Source organism: Streptomyces sp. NPDC060049 (genome assembly GCF_042736715.1).
Taxonomy (GTDB): Bacteria; Actinomycetota; Actinomycetes; order Streptomycetales; family Streptomycetaceae; genus Streptomyces.
In genome coordinates, this window is sequence record NZ_JBHWVV010000019.1 from 68591 (window position 1) to 86164 (window position 17574).

Annotated in this window: 13 protein-coding genes; 2 read left to right on the plus strand and 11 right to left on the minus strand. The window is 74.6% G+C overall.

All coding sequences use genetic code 11. The features are described from left to right. The first annotated feature begins 58 nt into the window (after positions 1 to 58). Both ACFWBY_RS29830 and fusA read left to right on the plus strand, forming a co-directional pair. Complete coding sequence (locus ACFWBY_RS29830) at positions 59 to 685, plus strand: hypothetical protein (RefSeq protein WP_385345205.1); 627 nt, start codon at positions 59 to 61, stop codon at positions 683 to 685. 507 nt (positions 686 to 1192) lie between these two features. Next, positions 1193 to 3268 carry an elongation factor G gene (gene fusA, locus ACFWBY_RS29835; protein WP_385345202.1) on the plus strand — a complete coding sequence of 692 codons (2076 nt, stop codon included), beginning with the start codon at positions 1193 to 1195 and terminating at the stop codon, positions 3266 to 3268. Positions 3269 to 3424: 156 nt separating this feature from the next. Here fusA and ACFWBY_RS29840 read toward each other — a convergent pair whose 3' ends face one another. The 11 genes from ACFWBY_RS29840 to ACFWBY_RS29890 all read right to left on the minus strand — a co-directional run bounded on the left by ACFWBY_RS29840 (position 3425) and on the right by ACFWBY_RS29890 (position 17559). After that, positions 3425 to 5764 (minus strand): M48 family metalloprotease, encoded by a 2340-nt coding sequence (locus tag ACFWBY_RS29840; RefSeq protein ID WP_385336174.1) that lies wholly within the window; start codon positions 5762 to 5764, stop codon positions 3425 to 3427. An 8-nt stretch (positions 5765 to 5772) separates the two neighbouring features. After that, positions 5773 to 6429 carry a hypothetical protein gene (locus ACFWBY_RS29845; protein ID WP_385336172.1) on the minus strand — a complete coding sequence of 219 codons (657 nt, stop codon included), beginning with the start codon at positions 6427 to 6429 and terminating at the stop codon, positions 5773 to 5775. A 95-nt stretch (positions 6430 to 6524) separates the two neighbouring features. Continuing rightward, positions 6525 to 7376: a class I SAM-dependent methyltransferase gene (locus ACFWBY_RS29850; protein ID WP_385336170.1), complete on the minus strand. Its 852-nt coding sequence runs from the start codon at positions 7374 to 7376 to the stop codon at positions 6525 to 6527. A gap of 108 nt (positions 7377 to 7484) precedes the next feature. Continuing rightward, entirely contained in the window at positions 7485 to 8888 is a 1404-nt protein-coding gene (locus ACFWBY_RS29855) for a cytochrome P450 (RefSeq protein WP_385336168.1), read from the minus strand. 3 nt (positions 8889 to 8891) lie between these two features. Next, positions 8892 to 9098: a hypothetical protein gene (locus ACFWBY_RS29860; RefSeq protein ID WP_385336166.1), complete on the minus strand. Its 207-nt coding sequence runs from the start codon at positions 9096 to 9098 to the stop codon at positions 8892 to 8894. 194 nt (positions 9099 to 9292) lie between these two features. Further along, on the minus strand, positions 9293 to 9892 hold the full coding sequence (locus tag ACFWBY_RS29865; protein WP_385336164.1) for a hypothetical protein: 600 nt from the start codon (positions 9890 to 9892) through the stop codon (positions 9293 to 9295). Positions 9893 to 9910: 18 nt separating this feature from the next. Further along, positions 9911 to 10498 carry a sigma-70 family RNA polymerase sigma factor gene (locus ACFWBY_RS29870; protein WP_385336161.1) on the minus strand — a complete coding sequence of 196 codons (588 nt, stop codon included), beginning with the start codon at positions 10496 to 10498 and terminating at the stop codon, positions 9911 to 9913. A 102-nt stretch (positions 10499 to 10600) separates the two neighbouring features. Continuing rightward, positions 10601 to 11890 (minus strand): S8 family serine peptidase, encoded by a 1290-nt coding sequence (locus ACFWBY_RS29875; protein ID WP_385336159.1) that lies wholly within the window; start codon positions 11888 to 11890, stop codon positions 10601 to 10603. After that, a complete protein-coding gene (locus tag ACFWBY_RS29880) occupies positions 11887 to 15231 on the minus strand; it encodes a right-handed parallel beta-helix repeat-containing protein (protein WP_385336157.1) in 3345 nt (1114 codons plus the stop codon). The genes ACFWBY_RS29875 and ACFWBY_RS29880 overlap by 4 nt, the downstream gene beginning before the upstream one ends. 70 nt (positions 15232 to 15301) lie before the next feature. Next, positions 15302 to 16690 (minus strand): hypothetical protein, encoded by a 1389-nt coding sequence (locus tag ACFWBY_RS29885; protein ID WP_385336155.1) that lies wholly within the window; start codon positions 16688 to 16690, stop codon positions 15302 to 15304. Between the two features lie 65 nt (positions 16691 to 16755). Then, on the minus strand, positions 16756 to 17559 hold the full coding sequence (locus tag ACFWBY_RS29890) for a type VII secretion system-associated protein (protein ID WP_385336153.1): 804 nt from the start codon (positions 17557 to 17559) through the stop codon (positions 16756 to 16758). Positions 17560 to 17574: the final 15 nt, after the last annotated feature.

The window sequence follows — 17574 nt, forward strand, 5'->3', positions numbered from 1 at the left end:
ACGGCCGCCTCGCGCGGCCGTCCGCCGTGCCCCTCACCCCACCCGGAGTACCGCCACGATGCGCATACGAATCGCTTTCCAGGCCGTCCTGACCGCACTCGGCCTGATCCTGCTGTACCCCGTCGCGGCGCATGCCCACGGCGACACCGTGAAGGTGGTGATGACCGGGCAGCGGGAGGGCCACGTCACCGCGGACATCACCTGGGAGAACGACGGGGACGCCGTCGAGGAGGCGGTCGCCGCCACCGTGAACGCGGTCAGCGGCGACGGCGCCCGCACCGTGGGACCCTGGCGGCTGGTGCGCGATCCCGCCGCGGCGCCGGCCGGCTGGACCACGGCCGAGTCCCTTCCGCCCGGCGCCTGGAAGGTCACCGTCGACGTGGGCTTCCCGGCCCTCGGACACGGCGAACTCGAAGTCGGCGTACCGGTGGTGGACCCGGCACCGGTCACCGGAACCGCGGATCCCCGTCCCGCCGCGCCGTCGCCCGCACCGACCCGGACACAGGAGCAGACACCGGCACCGGCCGGGACACCCGCACCGGCGCAGGCCTCCGAGGCCCCCGCGGACCCCGCGGAGCCCGGATCGGGACACGCCGTCTGGTGGACGACGGCGGGCGTGGCGGCAACGGCCCTGGCCGGTGCGGCCGTCGGGATCCTCGTACGGCGCAGGCGCGCCCGCCGGTAGCCCACGACTCCCCGCCGGAGCGCCCCGCGGCGGGCGACTGTCGTGGACGGTCGGCGGAGCCCGGGGGGCCGGGAGGAAAATCCGGTGCCCCGGCCGACCAGGCTCACTACACTCGCCTCACGCGCCGCAGCACAACAGGGCGCGTCTGTCGCCGAGTCGAGGAGAGGGGAACCGGGCCATGTGCCGTCACCGCACCGCCGCCTTCGTTCCCCGTTCGCGGTACGACGTGATCCCGGTGTCCCGCGACGCGCGGTGCCGGCTGCGCGGCCGCCACCGTATGCCCGTGACGCACGTCTGACCGTCGAGCTCCGCCCGCCCCGCCGCCTCCGTACGCCCACCGCCCGGCCCCCGACGGGGCCCGGCGCAAGGTCCGCCGGCGAACGGCGCGGCGGCGTACGGACGCCCCGCCCCGGGGCCACCCGGCTGCCGTCGGGACCGACGACCGAAGACCCCTTCGTCCGGGATTCGCGCTGCCCTTCTCCTCATCACCCGGAAAGGCATCGGGCCATGCGCACCGATCAGCGACCCCTCGTCACCGCTCCACTCCCCACCATCCGCAACCTGGGCATCCTCGCGCACGTCGACGCGGGCAAGACGACGATCACCGAGCGGATCCTGTTCGCCACCGGTGCCGTGCACAAGCGCGGCGAAGTCCATGACGGCACCACCGTCACCGACTTCGACTCCCAGGAACGCGACCGCGGCATCACCATCTTCGCGGCGGCCGTGAGCTGCGCCTGGGACGGTCACCGCCTCAACCTGATCGACACACCCGGCCACGTCGACTTCTCCGACGAGGTGGAGCGGTCGCTTCGGGTGCTCGACGGCGCGGTCGCCGTCTTCGACGCCGTCGCGGGCGTCGAGCCGCAGAGCGAGTCGGTGTGGAGGCAGGCGGACCGGCACGGTGTGCCGCGCATCGCGTTCGTCAACAAGCTGGACCGGGCGGGCGCGGACCTGGACACCGCGGTCGCGTCGATCCGGGAGCGGCTGAGCACCGTCCCCCTGGTGGTCCAGCTGCCCATCGGACGGGAGGACGGCTTCACCGGCGTGGTCGACCTCCTGCGGATGCGCGCGCTGGTGTGGCGCAGCGGTTCCGACACGTGCGAGAGCGGACCGGTCCCCGAACGGCTGAGGGAGGAGGCCGGCCGGCGGCGCCGGGCACTGGAGGAGACCGTGGCCGAACTGCACCCCGCCGCGCTGGAGGAGTTCTGCGCGGCGGCGGCCCTGAGCGAGCACACCCTGGCCGCCGCCCTGCGCGACCTGACCCTGAGCGGTGACGGCGTCGTGGTGCTGTGCGGCTCGGCGTACCGCAACCGCGGTATCGAACCCCTGCTCGACGCGGTCCTGGCGTACCTGCCTTCGCCCGCCGACGTGCCGCCCGTACGGGGCACGCTCGACGGCACGGAGCAGGAGCGCGCCGCCGACCCCGCGGGGCCCTTCACCGCCCTGGCGTTCAAGGTGACGGCGACGGCGACCGGGCGGCTCACCTACCTGCGCGTGTACGCGGGCACGGTGCGCAAGGGGGAGACGGTACTGGACGCCGGCACGGGCCGGACGGAGCGGATCGGCCGGATCCTGCGCGTGCAGGCCGACCGGCACGAGGAGATGGAGGAGGTGACGGCCGGTGACATCGTCGCCGTGGTGGGGCTGAAGAACGCACGTGCCGGGGCGACCCTGTGCGCGCCGGCGGCGCCGGTGGTCCTCGAACCGCCCCTGGTGGCCGAACCGGTGGTGACGGTGGCGGTGGAGGCTCTCCGCGGCACCGACATCGGCCGGCTGTCGTCGGCACTGGCGCGGCTCGCCGTCGAGGACCCCTCCCTCGTGGTGCGGTCCGATCCGGAGACCGGTCAGACCGTCCTGTCGGGGATGGGCGAACTGCATCTGGAGGTGGCGGTGGAGAAGATCCGCCGCGGCCACGGGCTGGACGTCGCCGTCGGCCGGCCGCAGGTCTCCTACCGGGAGACCGTGGTGCGGGGCGTCGCGGGCCTGGTGTACCGGCACGTCAAACAGGACGGCGGCGCGGGCCAGTTCGCCCACGTCGTCGTGGACGTCGAGTCGCGGAAGGAGGCGGGGATGGAGTTCCGGTCGACGGTCGTCGGCGGCCGTGTGCCCCAGGAGTACGTGCGGGCGGTGGAGGCCGGCTGCCGGGACGCCCTCGCCGAGGGACCCCTGGGCGGCTACCCGGTGACCGGCCTGCGGGTCACGCTCACCGACGGCGCCACCCACTCCAAGGACTCCTCGGAGATGGCGTTCCGGGCGGCGGGCCGGTTCGCGCTGCGCGAGGCGCTGCGAGCGAGCGTGATGGAACTCCTGGAGCCGGTCGTGGAGGTCACGGTCACGGTCCCCGAGGACTCCGTCGGCACGGTCCTCGGCGATCTCGCGGCCCGCCGGGGCAGGGTGTCGGGCTCCACCTCCCACGCCGGTACCGCGGTGGTCACGGCGGCCGTTCCCCTGGCCGAGCTCTTCGGTTACGCGTCCGGGCTCCGCGGCCGGACCCGGGGCCGGGGCACCTTCAGCACCCGGCCGGCCGCCTCCGCGCCCGTACCGAGGCCGGTGGCCGACGCGGTGCTGGCCGCCCGCTAGGCCGGAGAGGTCCGGCTCGGGACGCGGTCCCGAGCCGGACCGCCCCTGCCCTGCCCAGGTCCACCGGGGCAGGGCAGGGGCTTCTCGCCGTACCGCGCTGTGGCGTGCCACGCCGTGTCGGCCGGTGGCGGGTCCCTCCGGTCGCGCCCGGAGGGGTCACCGCCGGTCCGTGGGCGAGGTGTCGTGCCGCCACTCCCGCGCCGCTTCCGGCCGCCTGGACTCGTGCGCCCCGTAGGCGGTGCGCCACCGCCTGCCGGATCGGGGTGCCCGGTGCGCTCCGCCCGCCGGTGACCCTGGACCCCGCGGCGCCCGCCCCGCCGAGGACGCGGGAGCGGGAGCGGCGCGCGACCGGCCGGCCCCGGCGTGGCGCAGGTCGTAGAGGGCGGCCGCCGTGATCCGGCAGGATACGAGCACTCCGCAGGCAGGGGCCAGGAGAGCCAGGCACAGGAAGGGTTCGAGCGTGCCGCCCGCGAGACCCTCCACCGCTGTCAGGCCCGCGGCGCACGCGAGGCAGCACATCGCGGCGCGCACGCGCTGCCGGAACACCGCGTCGTGCGGCGCGAGGGCGGCACCCGCCGTGCCGAGGACGAACAGCACCAGCCCCAGCGACTCGGCCAGCACCAGTGGCGTGGAGGACGTGGAGAAGGTGAGGAGCCGGCCCGTGACGACGAGGGCCCAGACCGTCACCCCGAGCGTCGTCAGGTGGCACAGGACGAGGAGCGGGGTGCGCAGCGGGGACGACGCGGCCGTCACGGTTCCGGCGCCGTGGCCGGCGCGCACCTGCGGCTCGAGGGGCCGGTCCCGCCTGCGACGCCGGGACCGGAGCAGGAGCGCGGCGCCGAGGAGCGGCAGGCCGAAGACGACGGTGTAGCGGTACGGCGTGGTGGCCGTCGGAAGCGCGGTGGGGAACCAGGCGACGGGAACGAGCGCCCCGTAGGCGCCGGTCAGGAGCAGGGCGGGCCGGCGGCGCATCGCCACCGCCTCGGTGCCGAGGACCAGGAGGGCGCAGAGACCGAGGGACACGGCGGACGTCACGGCCAGGCCGAGGACCGCCGAGCCGGTGAGCGATTGCCACAGCATGACGGACCGCCCGTCCGGGGGGTACTCGGCGGTGATCGGACCGGGATGGATCAGACAGCCCAGGCACAGCCCGGCCCAGAGACAGGCCGACAGCCCGGCCAGCCGGGTCGTCAGGCGGACGCCGTCGGAGCCCGGGCCGCCCCACGCGAGGACCGAGTACCGCAGGCCCAGGCCGATGACGGGCCCCGCGACGAGGAGCAGCGGGAGGGTGGCCCAGACGTACACCGGCCGGAGCGTGTGCAGATCGTCCAGTTCGAGGATGCCCGTGCGGAGCGCGAACATCGTGAGGTCGAAGCTGTGCCCCAGGACGAGGTTCACGGCGAAGGTGAGGATGCAGCCGATCAGGGCCGCCTCCCATCCGGTGAACTCGTCGGCGAGCGCGGGACGGGCCAGCGCCGCCCTCCTGCGGGCGAGGGACGGGTGGGTGGCGAAGGGCCACCTGGACGTCTCGCCTTCCTTGTCGGGGCGTTCCCCGGCCAGCCGGACGAGGAAGCGGTCCAGTGACTGCCGGGTGGCCTCTGCCCCGGCGTCGCCCGCGGGGCGGGCGGCCGCGAACGCGTCGGCGTGCAGCTCGCGGGAGTGGAGGTAGCTGTTGCGGGCCGCGTAGACCACGGCGGTGAGCAGCGCGAGCTGCAGGCACAGGGTGCGCAGGCCGGCGCCGTTGGCCGCGAATCCCGTGAGGGAGAGGCAGAAGGCGGCGGCGACCAGGGTGACGAAGGCCCACCACAGGGCCGTGATGCCCTGGGTGACGTCGAGGTCGCGGTTGCGGATGTGACCGAGCTCGTGGAGGACGACGGCGTCGAAGGCGGCCGGGTCCTTCATGAGCAGGACCTCCATGCCGCTCGCCAGCTCGACGTACCGCCGGCCCGCGTGCCCGAAGGCGACGGCGTTGGCCGTGTGGTCCACGGCGTTGAACAGCACCGCGTGCACGGTGACCCCCGCGTCCGCCGCGAGGCGTCGTACGGCGGTGTCGAGGCAGGGAACGGGCGTACCGTCCGCATCGACGTCGCCGGCCTCCCGCGGATGCTCCCGCTTGAGGCCGTACCGGAGGATGGTCAGGTAGGGGAGCAGCCAGTAGAGGAGGAACCCGCCGCCCGCCAGCACGCCCACGGCCAGGCCCGCACGCCGCTCCGGACGGTCGACCGGGCGTACTCCGCAGGTCCGCGCGATGGTGTCGAGGACCTCGGGATGGTAGAGGTCCGGGATGACGGTCCGCTGCCAGAACGGGTTCGCTGCCGCGAGCTGTTCCTCCTCGGCGGTGTAGAGCAGCATGAGGCGGTATTCGGACTCGATCCGCGCGGCACAGGACCGGTGGTTCCAGATTGCCCGTGCCTGGCTCTCGGGCGCCGTCGGGAAGGCGATGGCGCCGGCCGCGACGGTGAGGGCGAACCAGAACAGCAGGGCCCGCAGGAACACGGCGGTCGTCAGCGGCCGGCCGGCGGCGGCTCGTGGTCACGGGGCGGGCCCGGCGGATTCGGGGGGCCCGGTGGTTCCGAGGGGTTCGGCGGGAGGGCGTCCGGAGCGGCGCCTGCGGTGGCCGCGGGGTCCTGCGTCTTCGCCCCCAGGGACTGGACGAGGTGCGCCAGCGCGGCGTCGGCGATGCGCCGGGCCAGTTCCTCGGGTACGCGGCAGCCGCGGGCGGCCTCCAGGGCGCTGGCGTGCCAGCGCACCAGCTCCGCGGCCGTGGGCTCGGGCGCGGCGGTCGCCGGAGGCGGGGTGATCGGCGTCGCGGCCGCGGCCCGACGCTGGACGCGCCGGCGCAGCCGGCCCCGTGTCCGTCGCGTCAGAGCGCCGACCACTTCGGTGGACACCGCGCCCAGCAGCGCCGTGGCCACCGCCAGGGCGGTCGGCGTCAGCAGCTCCGCGGGGAGCCCCAACGGATCGAAGCGTGTCGTGCGGTGGCCGCTCCAGGGCAGGCGCCGGCGGAAGTGAGCCCGTGCCCGCTGCTCGAAGTGCCGTGCCTCGTGCGGCGCCAGGTCGCCGACCACGCGCCGCGCGATGTCCTGCGCCTCCTCGCGGCGCTCCCTGGAAAGCCGTCCGGATGCCTCGCCGAGGCGCGCCGTCGCCGATCGAGTCGTCATAGGTGGTGATCCGCCCCCTCACACCCCGATGTGATCATCACTCGTGGGATGTCCGCCACTACGGTACGTGAGAGAGTGTCGGGCGTGTTGTCGCTCTATGACAAGGCCGCCCGGATGATCCAGGCCGCCGAGGCGTAGAGGACTCCGGTGTCGGTGTCATGGGCGGTGAGGCTGGCCCTCAGGTCGCCGACGGCGCGACGCCGGCCTTCGTCGTCGAGTCCGTCGACCATCCAGCCGAGCATGCCGAGCGTGAACCGCTCCGCGTCGTCGGCGTCTTCGCCGAACCACATCGCCTCGCGGTGGGGCTCCAGCCGGATCTCCGTGAAGCCGGCGGCGCCGAGCACGGTCCGGACCCGCTCGGGGTCCGCGAGCGCGAACGGACCGGGGGCGTCGGGCGGGGGAGCGGGCAACGGGCGTCCGGCGGCCAGGGTCCGGGTGAACGAGAGGAACCACTCGTTGCCCGCCGGCGGCTGCCAGACCATCTGCACGAGGCGTCCGCCGGGGCGCAGCGCGCCGGCGATGTTGCGGAACGCGGCGACCGGGTCGGCGAAGAACATCGTCCCGGAGCGGCTGACGGCCACGTCGAACACCGCGGCGGGGAAGGGATGGACCTGTGCGTCGGCCTGGACGAATTCGACGTTGGGCAGCCCTTCGGCCGCCGCTCGCCGCCGTGCCACCCGCAGCATCGCGGCCGACAGGTCCACGCCGACGGCCCGGCCGCCGCTCGCCCGCCGCGCGGCGTCGCGGGTGGTCTGGCCGGTGCCGCAGCCGATGTCCAGCACCTGGTCGGTGGCGGATATGGCGGCCGCGGCGAGGAGGTGCGTGTGATGCGCGTGCACCGCGCGGTCGAACCGATCGGCGTGCTCGGCCCAGTACGTGCCTTCCTCGCCGTCCCAGGCACGGGCCTGCTCTGCGTTGGAGGAATCGACCTGACGCGTGCTGCTCATGGCATCACCGCACATCATCCAGTGGACAGCCCCGAAGGGACTACCTACCGGACTACACCGGCCCCGGGCCCGGAGCAAGCCGGACGAGGAGGCGGGGACGCCGGTCCGTCACGGTGCCGCGGGGGTGTCGGCGGTGAACGGACACCGGGTTGCCCGGTGGTCTTCGGGCTGCGGGTCCGCAGCGGGCCGGTGGTCGCCGGGCCGGTCGCCGGGTGGGTGGGGGCGGACCGAGACGTCGAGGGTGAGGTCGTGGGGCTGGAGGATGGTGCGCGTGTGGAAGACGGGTGTCGTGCCGGGTGATCGGGTGACCTCGTAGTGGCGGGTGAGGGTTGCGGTGGCGATGGTCATGGCGGTGGTGGCGAAGTGGGTTCCGAGGCAGTTGCGCGGCCCTCCGCCGAACGGCATGAACGCGTACTTGGGCAGCGGGTTGGCGGCGCGGTCGGTCCAGCGGTCCGGGTCGAACGCGGTGGGCCGGTGGTAGTGGCGGGGGTCGCGGTGGAGGACGAAGGGGCTGACGGCGACCTTCTGGCCGGGGCGCAGGGGGTAGCCGGCGAGTTCGGTGGGTTCCTCGATGGTCCGCTGGAGGAACCAGAGCGGGGGGTAGAGGCGCAGGGTTTCCTTCACGACGGCTTCGGTGACGGCCAGCCGGGGCACGTCGGCCGCGGTGGGGAGCCGGCCGACGAGTTCCCGGTCGGCCTCGTCCCGTACCCGCTGACGGACTTCCGGGTGCCGGTCGAGGAGGAGGAGCAGCCAGGCGAGCGCGGCGGCGGTGGTCTCGTGGGCGGCGAAGAGGTTGGCGACGATGACGCTGGTCGCGCCCTCGTGGGTGAGGGCGCCTTCGTCGCACGCGGTGTTCAGGAGGTCCGCGACCACGGACGGCGCGTCGTCCCGCCTCGTCGTACGCCGCCGGCGTATCAGGGAGGAGACTTCGTCGGCGAGGTCGCGGCCGGCGCGCTGGAGGCGGCGCCGGCGCAGCGCGTGCCAGCGGGCCGGCAGGGGCAGCCTGGGGGGTAGGAGCGCGTCCTGCAGGCGGGCCAAGAGGTCGGGGACGTCGCCGGTCTCGGGCCCGAGGCAGAACTCGGCGATCAGGTGGGCGGTGAGGTCTTCCAGGGCGGGGATCGCTTCGATCCTGCCGCGTGCGTGCCAGGTGTCCGCGTGGCGGACGACGGTCGACGCGAGGCTGTCCTGGGCGGCGCGCATGCTGCTCCGGTTCAGGCCGCGTCCCGCCAGGCTGCGGGCCCGCATCCACAGGGCCAGGTCTTCGGAGGCGCGGCTTCCGTCGGTCGCCTCGCCCAGCAGGTCGCTGGAGATGCCGTAGGTGGTGTTGGTGTGCTTGAGGACCTCCTCCGCCAGGGCGGGCGAGTTCACGATGTACAGGTCGTCGTCGAAGCGGACCACGTCGCCGTACCGCTGCTGGTCGAGGAGGAAGCCGAGGTGGTCCCGCTCGAACGCGCGCCGGTTGCCGTGCCGCCCGGCCCCTGCGGGGCCGGGCGGCACACGGGAAGACAGCATCTGCTACCGCGCCTGTACGTAGTAGTAGTAATACGCACTGGAGTGGTCCGACCCTCCGAGCGTGCTGCTGCGTTGCACCTTCGCCCCGGAGGGATCGTTGGCCAGATGGGCGGAGCTCGACGCGGCCTGGGCCGATCCGGCGCCGAGGAGCGCGGCGACGGCGGAGGCGGCGATGAGGAGCGACTTGCGGAGGGGGATCAGGGCAGCCATGGCTGTCCTCCTTCGGGGTGGGGCGGGCGGTGGTTCCGCCCGGTTCGTGCCCTCATTAGTCCACCCGCGGGAGCCGGGGGTCATGCCCCGGGAAGGCGTGGCATGACCCCCGCGCCCGCGTCTGCCACAATGCGGGCTTTCGCGCGCCCCCGGCCCCGCCCGGCCGAGGGCGCCCCGTCGCGCAGCGGAGCGGTTCAGCCCGAGGACGTGGTCGGGCGGCCCCGGCCGGCGGAGGACGTGCCGAAGGCGGGAGCGGCCGCGGCGCCGCCCGTCGTGGCGGGGCGCGCCGGGACCCCACCGGAGACCGGGATCCCGTTGCCCGCCGGGGCCGGTCCGGCGGCGGTGGCCGGCCGGGCCGCGCTCGCCCGCTGCGGGGCGAGGTCCTCGCCCACGGTCACGCCGGGGACCAGGCGGGCAGTCCCCTTGTGGACGGCGTCAACGAGCGTGTGGTGGACTTCCTGGCCGGCGCCGACGCGGTCGATGCGCAGGACCAGATTGCGCTCCTGCGTCCGGCCGGGCCAGTCGTGGTCCTTACTGCGGACGACCTGGCTCTCCACCCCGCCCACTGTCTCCCAACGACTCGTCACCGCACGGATGTTGGGGCGCCATTCGTCGTCGTACCGGTGCTCCAGCGCAAGGTCCCAGCTCTCCGCCTCGACCAGCAGCGTCGCCCCCACGGTGCCCGCGATGACCGACCGGGCGCGGCCGGCGTGCACGGTCACCACGACCCGCTGGGGCCAGTCGGCGTCCACACCGATCACCGTGATGCGGCAGGGTCCCTGATACCAGGCCATGACTCTCCTTCGCCTCCGCTACCGGGAGCGGGTCGATCCGTGGTTGACGGGGGCCAGTCCGCGCTCCTCCAAGAGGGGCGCGAGAGCACGGACGGCATAGAAGTTGCGGGACTTGACCGTGCCCGTCGGCACGCCGAGGGCGCGACCGGTCCTGGCGGCGGTGAGGTCGTTGAAGTGCAGGTGGACCAGCACCTCCCGCTGGTGCGGCGGCAGTTCGCCCAGAGCGCGGCCCACGTCATGGGCGGCGAGGACCTCGTCGTACGGGTCCTGGGTGCCCTCCCGCTCCTCCTGCGCCTCGCCGCCCACCTCCTTGACGCGCGCGGCCGCCATCCGGAAATGGTCGATCGCGATGCGCCGGGCGACGGTGAACAGCCAGGGACGGCCGTGTTCGGGCCCGCGGACCAGAGCCCGGGGATTCTGCCAGGCCCGCAGGAAGGTCTCCTGGAGGATGTCCTCGGCCTTGCCCCGGTCCCCGTTGGCCATCCGGAGCAGGGCCCGCAGCACGTAGGGGGCGTGGAGCCGGTAGAGCTCCGCGAGGGTGTCCTCGTCCAGCGTCGGGGCCGTCGCCGTGCTTCCGGCGGCGGAATCGAATGCGGGTGTCGTCACTGCTTTGCTCCCGGGCAGGGGGTGGGGACTGCAACGGGCGCAGCCTTTCAGCGCGCGCAAACGCCCCGCTAAGCAACGCCTAACGCCGCCCGCGCCCCCGCGTTAGCGGTCCCGGCGAACTCCCGCATCGCCCGCCCCGTAGCGGCCCGGCCGCCAGCCGCGGCGCAGGCCCCGGGGGACCACGCAGGCGAGGCCGACCGCCGCGAGCGCGGTGGCGAAGGCCGCGCCCATGACGACGTACGCCGCCCGCGCACCGCCGTCGCCGGGCTCCTCGGGCATGACCAGCCGCTGCCGGGACGGGGCCCGTTCGACGGGCTTCCCCTCCTCCGGCAGGACGGTGGTCGTGGCGGCGACCGGGTCGAGGGAGCCGTAGCCCAGGTGTGCGTCGGGCAGGGCCGTACCGGGGTGGTAGGCCGTGGACTTCAGCCGGTGGACGAGCTGGCCGACGCTCAGGCCCGGCCGGTAGCCGAGGACCAGCGCCGCGGCCCCGGCGACCTCGGCCGCCGCGAAACTCGGTCCCGACGCGGTGAAGTGCCCGCTGCCCGAAGGGCCCGTGCTCAGCACCGAGTCCCCGGGGGCCACCAGGTCCACCCGGCCCGTGGGGGCCGGCCTGGCCGGTTCCCCGCCGGGCCCGCTGTCGGCCACCGCGAGCACCTCGGGGTAAGCGGCCGGATATACGGGCGCCCTGTTCCCCGGCGCGTCGGCGGCGGCCGGGGCGACGATCAGCGCGCCCTTGGCGGTGGCGTACTTGACGGCCTCCGCGAGGGAGTCGCCGCCGACGGGGCTCACGGCGGCCACGTCGATGACGCGGGCGCCCCCGTCGGCCGCCGCCCGGATGCCCTTGGCCAGCAGTTCGGCATCGGTGTTGCCGGCCGCGTCGGTGACGGTGACGGTGAGGATCCGCGCCCGGGGCGCCATCCCGGCGAACCCGGTGCCCGGCCCCCGCTTCGCCGCGATCAGCCCGGCGACGAAGGTGCCGTGTCCCACGCAGTCCGCTCCCGGTCCGGCGTCGTGGAACCTGGGCCCGGCCAGCACCCGCCCTCCGAGGACCCCGGCCGTGTCGTCCACGCCCGAGCCCACGACGGCGACCAGGACGCCCTCCCCCTCGGTCAGCGGCCACACCGCGTCGGGGCGCAGGTACGCCTGCGCCCACGGCACCCGGCCGCTGACCCGGTCCGACCCCTTGCGGCAGCCGCTCTGCCGGACGTCGGGCAGGGTCTGCGTCATGCCCGGCAGCGAGTCGGGCTCCCCGTCCGCGAGCGCCCGTACCGCGTCCGCCCGCGCGGACGCGGCCCCCGGCAACAGCCCGAACACCCCGGACGCGCCGCACGCCGCGAACACCCCGGCCAGGGTCGTGGCGGTGACGGCGCGGCGTACCGCACCCGCCCTCACGCGGCGCTCCCCGTCCGCGCGGCAGCGGGCAGGTCCGAGGGCAGCAGGAGGCTGATCTCCGACAGGTCGTCGACCTCCAGCCGGCTCAGCCGGCCCGCCTGCCGGGTGATCATCGACTCCAGGGTCTGCCGGGCGAACCTGCCGTTGCCGAAGGTGCGGTCGCGCGGCGCCGCGGCGAACAGCTCGTGAAGCGCGGCGGTGGTTTCCGGCGCCAGTACGTAGCCCGAGGCCTGCGCCTGCTGCGTCACGATGTCCACCAGCTCGCCGTCCGAGTAGTGCTCGAACAGGATCTGCCGGGAGAACCGGGAGGCGAGACCCGGGTTGGACGCCAGGAAGCCCTCCATCTCGTCGGAGTAGCCGGCGACGATCACCGCGACCTCGTCGCGGTGGTCCTCCATCAGCTTCATCAGCGTGTCCACGGCCTCCTGGCCGAAGTCGTTGCCGCTGCCGCCGCGCGGCGTCAGCGTGTACGCCTCGTCGATGAACAGGACACCGCCCCGGGCCCGGTCGAAGGCCTCCTTCGTGAGCTGCGCCGTGTGGCCCACGAACCGGCCCACCAGATCGGCCCGTGCCACCTCCACCAGCTGGCCGCCGGGCAGGACACCCAACTCCGCGAGGAGCCTTCCGTACAACCGTGCCACCGTGGTCTTGCCGGTGCCGGGTGCCCCCGCGAAGACCAGGTGGTGGCTGATGGTCGCCGTCGCCAGCCCCGCCTCCCGCCGCCGGTTGACCTGCTTGATCAGATTGACCAGGTCCTGGACCTGTTCCTTCGCGGCCGACAGCCCGGTCATCGCCCGGAGCTGTTCGAGGAGTTCGGCGCGGGGCGCGCCGTCGGCGGCCGCGTCGGGGGCCGGCGGCGCCACGTCCGCGGGCAGCAGCAGCGCGAGGTCCGCGTTGGCGAACTCCGCGAGCCCGGCCAGCCGGGAGGCCTGCCGGTCGACCATCTCCTCGAACACCTTGCGGGCGGCCCGGCCGTTGCCGAAGTCCGCGCCCTTGGCCATCGACTCGAAGTGCCGGGTCAGGGCATCGTGGGTGCCCTCGGCCAGCTCGTAGCCGTGGCCGTGGGCCGACAGTTCCACGATCGTGGTCAGCTCCGCGTCCGAGTAGTTCTCGAAGTCGACCGTACGGCTGAAGCGCGAGGCGAGGCCCGGGTTGGAGTCCAGGAACCCGCGCATCTCCTCCGAGTACCCGGCGACGATCACCACGATGTCGTCGCGGTGGTCCTCCATCAGCTTCACCAGCGTGTCGACGGCCTCCCGGCCGAAGTCGGGACCCGTACCGCCGCCGCCCTGCGACAGGGTGTACGCCTCGTCCAGGAACAGCACCCCGCCCAAGGCCCCCTTGAACACCTCGGTGGTCTTGATCGCCGTACCGCCGATGATGGACGCGACCAGGTCCGCGCGGGCCACCTCCACCAGGTGGCCGCTGCGCAGCGCCCCCAGCTCCGCCAGGATCGTCCCGTACAGCCGGGCCACGGTCGTCTTGCCGGTGCCGGGGGGCCCCGCGAAGATCAGGTGCCTGCTCATGGGGAGCGCGGGCATCCCGGCCAGCTCCCGCCGCTTGGCCAGCTTGTTCAGGTTGACCAGTGTCTCCACCTGCTCCTTGACGCCGGCCAGCCCCACGAGGGCATCGAGGACCGCCCGCGGGCCGTCGGGGGCGACCGGCTGCGCCGCTTCCCCCGCTCCGGCCGGCCGGCACGCCCCCTCCTCGGCGGGCCCGCCGGCCGCCGGGGCGGTCGCCGAGCCGTGCGCGTCCGGCATGGCGTTGCCCCTGCTGGTCAGGTTCTCCACCGCGAGGCGCGTGCCCGGCTTGGTCTGGCGCAGTCCCGATCCCCGGTTGTCGACCACGGCGCAGTCGTGCACCCGTACGGCCTCCACCGAGTCGACCCGGATGCCGTCGTGGGAGTTCTCGGCCGCCTCGCACGCGGTGAGCGTGGCGCGGCCGCCGGCGGCCACGGTGATGCCGTGGCGGCGGTTGGCGCGGGCCCGGGTGCGCGTGGCGGTCAGCTCGCCGCCGTCCTCCACCACGGCTCCGTCCTCCACCGACTCGGCCAGATCGCAGTCGCGGAGCGAGGCGACGCCCCCGCCGCCCACCGACACCCCGGCCGCGCCCGTGTCCCGCACCGAGGTGTCGCCGACGTAGGCGTGGCCGCCCTCGGAGATCCTTATCCCGGACTGTCCGGTGGACCCGATCTCGGAGCCCTCCACCCGGCCCCGTCCGTTGCGCGTCACCTCCACGCCGTGGCCGCGGACGTCCAGGACCTTCAGACGGCGCAGCATCGGATTGGCGCCGTCGGTCACCAGGACCCCCGCGCCGACCCCGTCGCGGACCTCCAGCCGGTCGAAGTCGGGCGCGCTGTCCCCGCTCAGCCACAGGCCGGCGGCCCCGCAGTCGCGTACCGCGACCCGGCCGAACGAGGGGCTCGACGACTCGTCGACCCGTATCCCGGCGCCTTGCGCACTGCTGACCTCGCACTCCTCGAAGGCGCCCCGCGAGCGGCCCGTGACGTGGATGCCGTCCCCCTTCGTCCGGGACGTACGGCAGCGCCGCAGCACCGGATCGGTGCCGCCCGCGAGCGCGATTCCGTGCCCGGCGGTGTTCGTGACCGTGCAGTCCTCCAGCAGGACCCGCGAGGCCGAGCTGATGTACACGCCCAGCACGCAGTCCCGGACCGTCGTGCGCAGGACGCGGGTCGCGCTGTTCTCCTCGAGTGCCACGGCGGGCTTGTCCGTCGAGGAGATCTCGCAGTCCTCGACGGAGCCCCGCCCCTCCCCGTTGGCGCACACGCCGTTGCCGCGCGCGTCGCGGAGCACGCAGTTGCGAATGGTCGGATTGGCGCGCTCCCCGATCACCACCGCCGAGGTGCCGAGGTGCTCGATGACGCAGTCCTCGATGACACTGGCTCCGGTGGACGTCTCCACGATCCCGGCGCCCGCCGGGTTGACCACCCGGCAGCCGCGCATGGCGAGAGTGCCCTGCTGGCGGGTGAGCAGGGCCGTCCAAGAGCTGCCCACGACCTCGCAGTCCTGAAGTGCCGCCTGGCCGCGGGGTACGTCGACGGCGGGCAGCTCGTCGTCGTGACCCTGCAGCACCAGTCCGGTCAACTGCACGGCCTCGGCGACGACCTGGACGACCACGCCGGTGCGGGGAGCGACCTTGACACTGCCCCTGGCGTCCTCCGCGGTGATGGTCACCATCTTGTCGATCACCAGGTTCTCCTCGTAGAGACCTGGGCGTACGGAGATCACCGCGCCGCTGCGCGCCACGTGGAGGGCTTCGCCGATCGTGCGGTACGAGCCACTTCGTGACTGCGCGCACACGGTCAGCACAGGGCGCGACATGACGGGATGTCCCTTCGGTGGGGGAGGGCCGGGGAAGGCGGAGGGGGAACGGCGGGGAGGGGAAGGGGGGTCAGGCGGTACAGGAGACGCGTACGGCGGAGGCCGCGTCGTGGGCGTACGTCTTCGTGCCGCCGACCCAGTCCAGACCCCGGTCGTGCAGCTTCACCGCGAGCTGGCCGTTGCGCACGTCGAACGTGCCGGCGTCGACCCAACTGCCGAGTTGGGAACGCTGGTTGATCACGAAGGAACCGATCGTCCCGCTGCCCGCGGAGAGCGAGTTCTGCACCGTGTAGTAGGCCGGGCTGCCGCCGACGGCCTTGATGTCCTTGTTGTTCGGGATGTACACGGACACCTTGCAGCGGCCGGTGGACACCGAGCCCGTGCGGAAGGTCCACAGCGCGTAGTTGCCGTTGTCCTTGCCCGCCGCACCCGACATCGGGATCGCGGTGAAGGCGCCGTTGCAGCCGTCGCCGCTCCAGCCGCCCGAGCCGTAGGTCTTCCAGCCGGCCTGCCCGTCGGTGTACCAGCCGTGCTGGCTGTATCCGGTGCCGCTGCCCGAGCAGCCGGAGCCCGCGACGGCCTGGTACGTCTTGGCGGCGGCGGGCGGTGCGGGATCGGGCGCGGAGGGCCCGTCGGAGCCGCCGTCCCCGTTCGCCCCCGTGCCGCCGGCGCCCGTACCGCCGCCGCCACTTCCGCCGGGACCGTTCGAGCCGGTGCCGCCGTGAGCACCCGGGCCGCTCTGGGCGGAAGACCCGCCCTGACCCGCGCCGGCCCCGTTGTCCGTCGTGGTGTAGCCGCCCTGGGGTCCACCCGCGGAGCTCTTGTCGTTCTCGCCGGTCGGGGGAGCGCCCGCCTGAAGGTTCGTGGACGGCACCGGGTCGCCGCGGTCGTCGAAGCCGGGTACGAAGCCGTCGGGGCCGCCCCCCGGGCGGTTCATCCCGGCCGGAGGCCGCGTGTCGGGGCCGGGCGCGGGTCCGCCGCCGCCCAACTGGGACAGCACCAGGGGCAGTCCGATCAGGACCAGGCCGCCGACGAGGGCCGCCGCGACCACCGGCTTGGGGATCCGGCCGACGCCCTGCCCGGTCGAGTCGCCCGCCGCCGTGCTTTCGGGCGTCGCGGCGGCGGCGACGAATTCCCCGAGGACGGGGCTCGCGGCCTCGGGTGCCTCGCTCGCGGCCTCGGGGTCCGCCCCGGCTTCCCCCTCCGGGTCCACGCCCGTCTCCGGGGCGCCCGCCCCGTCCGGTGCGGGTGCCGCGGAGCCGGGCAGCACGGGAACGCGGGGGATGGCCGGGGGCTCGGATGCGGCCTCTGGCCCGGCCTCGGTGTCCGGTGCGGCCGGGGTGCCGGCGGGAGCGTCCGGCTCCTCCTCGGCCCAGGCGACAGCCGGAAGCCGGATCCCCCCCGACGCCGCTGCCGCCGCCGCTTCGCCCTCGCCGTTGCGCCGTTCGCTCTGCTCCACCGCTCATCCCCTCCGCGCGCCGTCAGACCCCTACACGGCTCGACGGATGGGCACCCCCCGAGGGTTCACGGGCGTACGCCACCGGGAGGGCCGTCACTGGTGACGCGAACACGCGGGAGGGGCGCGAGGGGCTCCGGCGGGGTGGCGGCGGACGCGCCTGCGGGCTGCGCGCCCGTTTCCCCCTCCGTCGCCGCCGTCTCCCGCGCCGTCCTGTCCGCGGGCTCCTGCGGCAGTTCCTCGGGGCCCTGCTCCGGTTCCCGCCGCAGGATGTCCAGGGCCGCGCGCAGTACGGACTCCTCGATGCGCATGGCGACGCCGGCCGTCGGGTTGACGTACAGCTCGTGGCCGGCCGGGAGCAGTGCGGCCAGCTCGGGCAACGGCAGCACCTGGTAGGCGAAACGCCCGGCGACCTGCAGGTACGAGGCGGAGGAGTAGACGGCGACGACCGCGGTGCCGTCCGGGGCCGCGGCCGTCACCGGGAGGCCGTCGGTGGTCGTGTGCACGGCGAGGGAGGCCTGGGCCAGGGCGGCGGACACCGCCCCCGCGGGTCCGTATCCGGTGGCGGAGAGCTGCACCGCCGCGTCGAGCGCGTCGGTGGGCTCGGGCCAGCCGAGGCTTTCGGGGGAGGGACGGTACTCGGGGTTCTCCTGCCACTCCACGACCTCCCCGGCCTCGTCGGAACGCCACTGACCCCGTACCGCCCAGACCGGCGGGGCCTCCTCGCCGTCCCACGCGGGGTCGATGACAGCCAGCCAGTGCTCCGGCGCCCGGCGGGCGGCCTCGCGGATGTCCTCGGGCACGGGCGGCAGCGCGGCCGCCGCGGTGTCGCCGGAGGTGGGGCCGGGGGTCTGGCCGGGGTTCTCGCTCATGGTGTCCTCGAACTG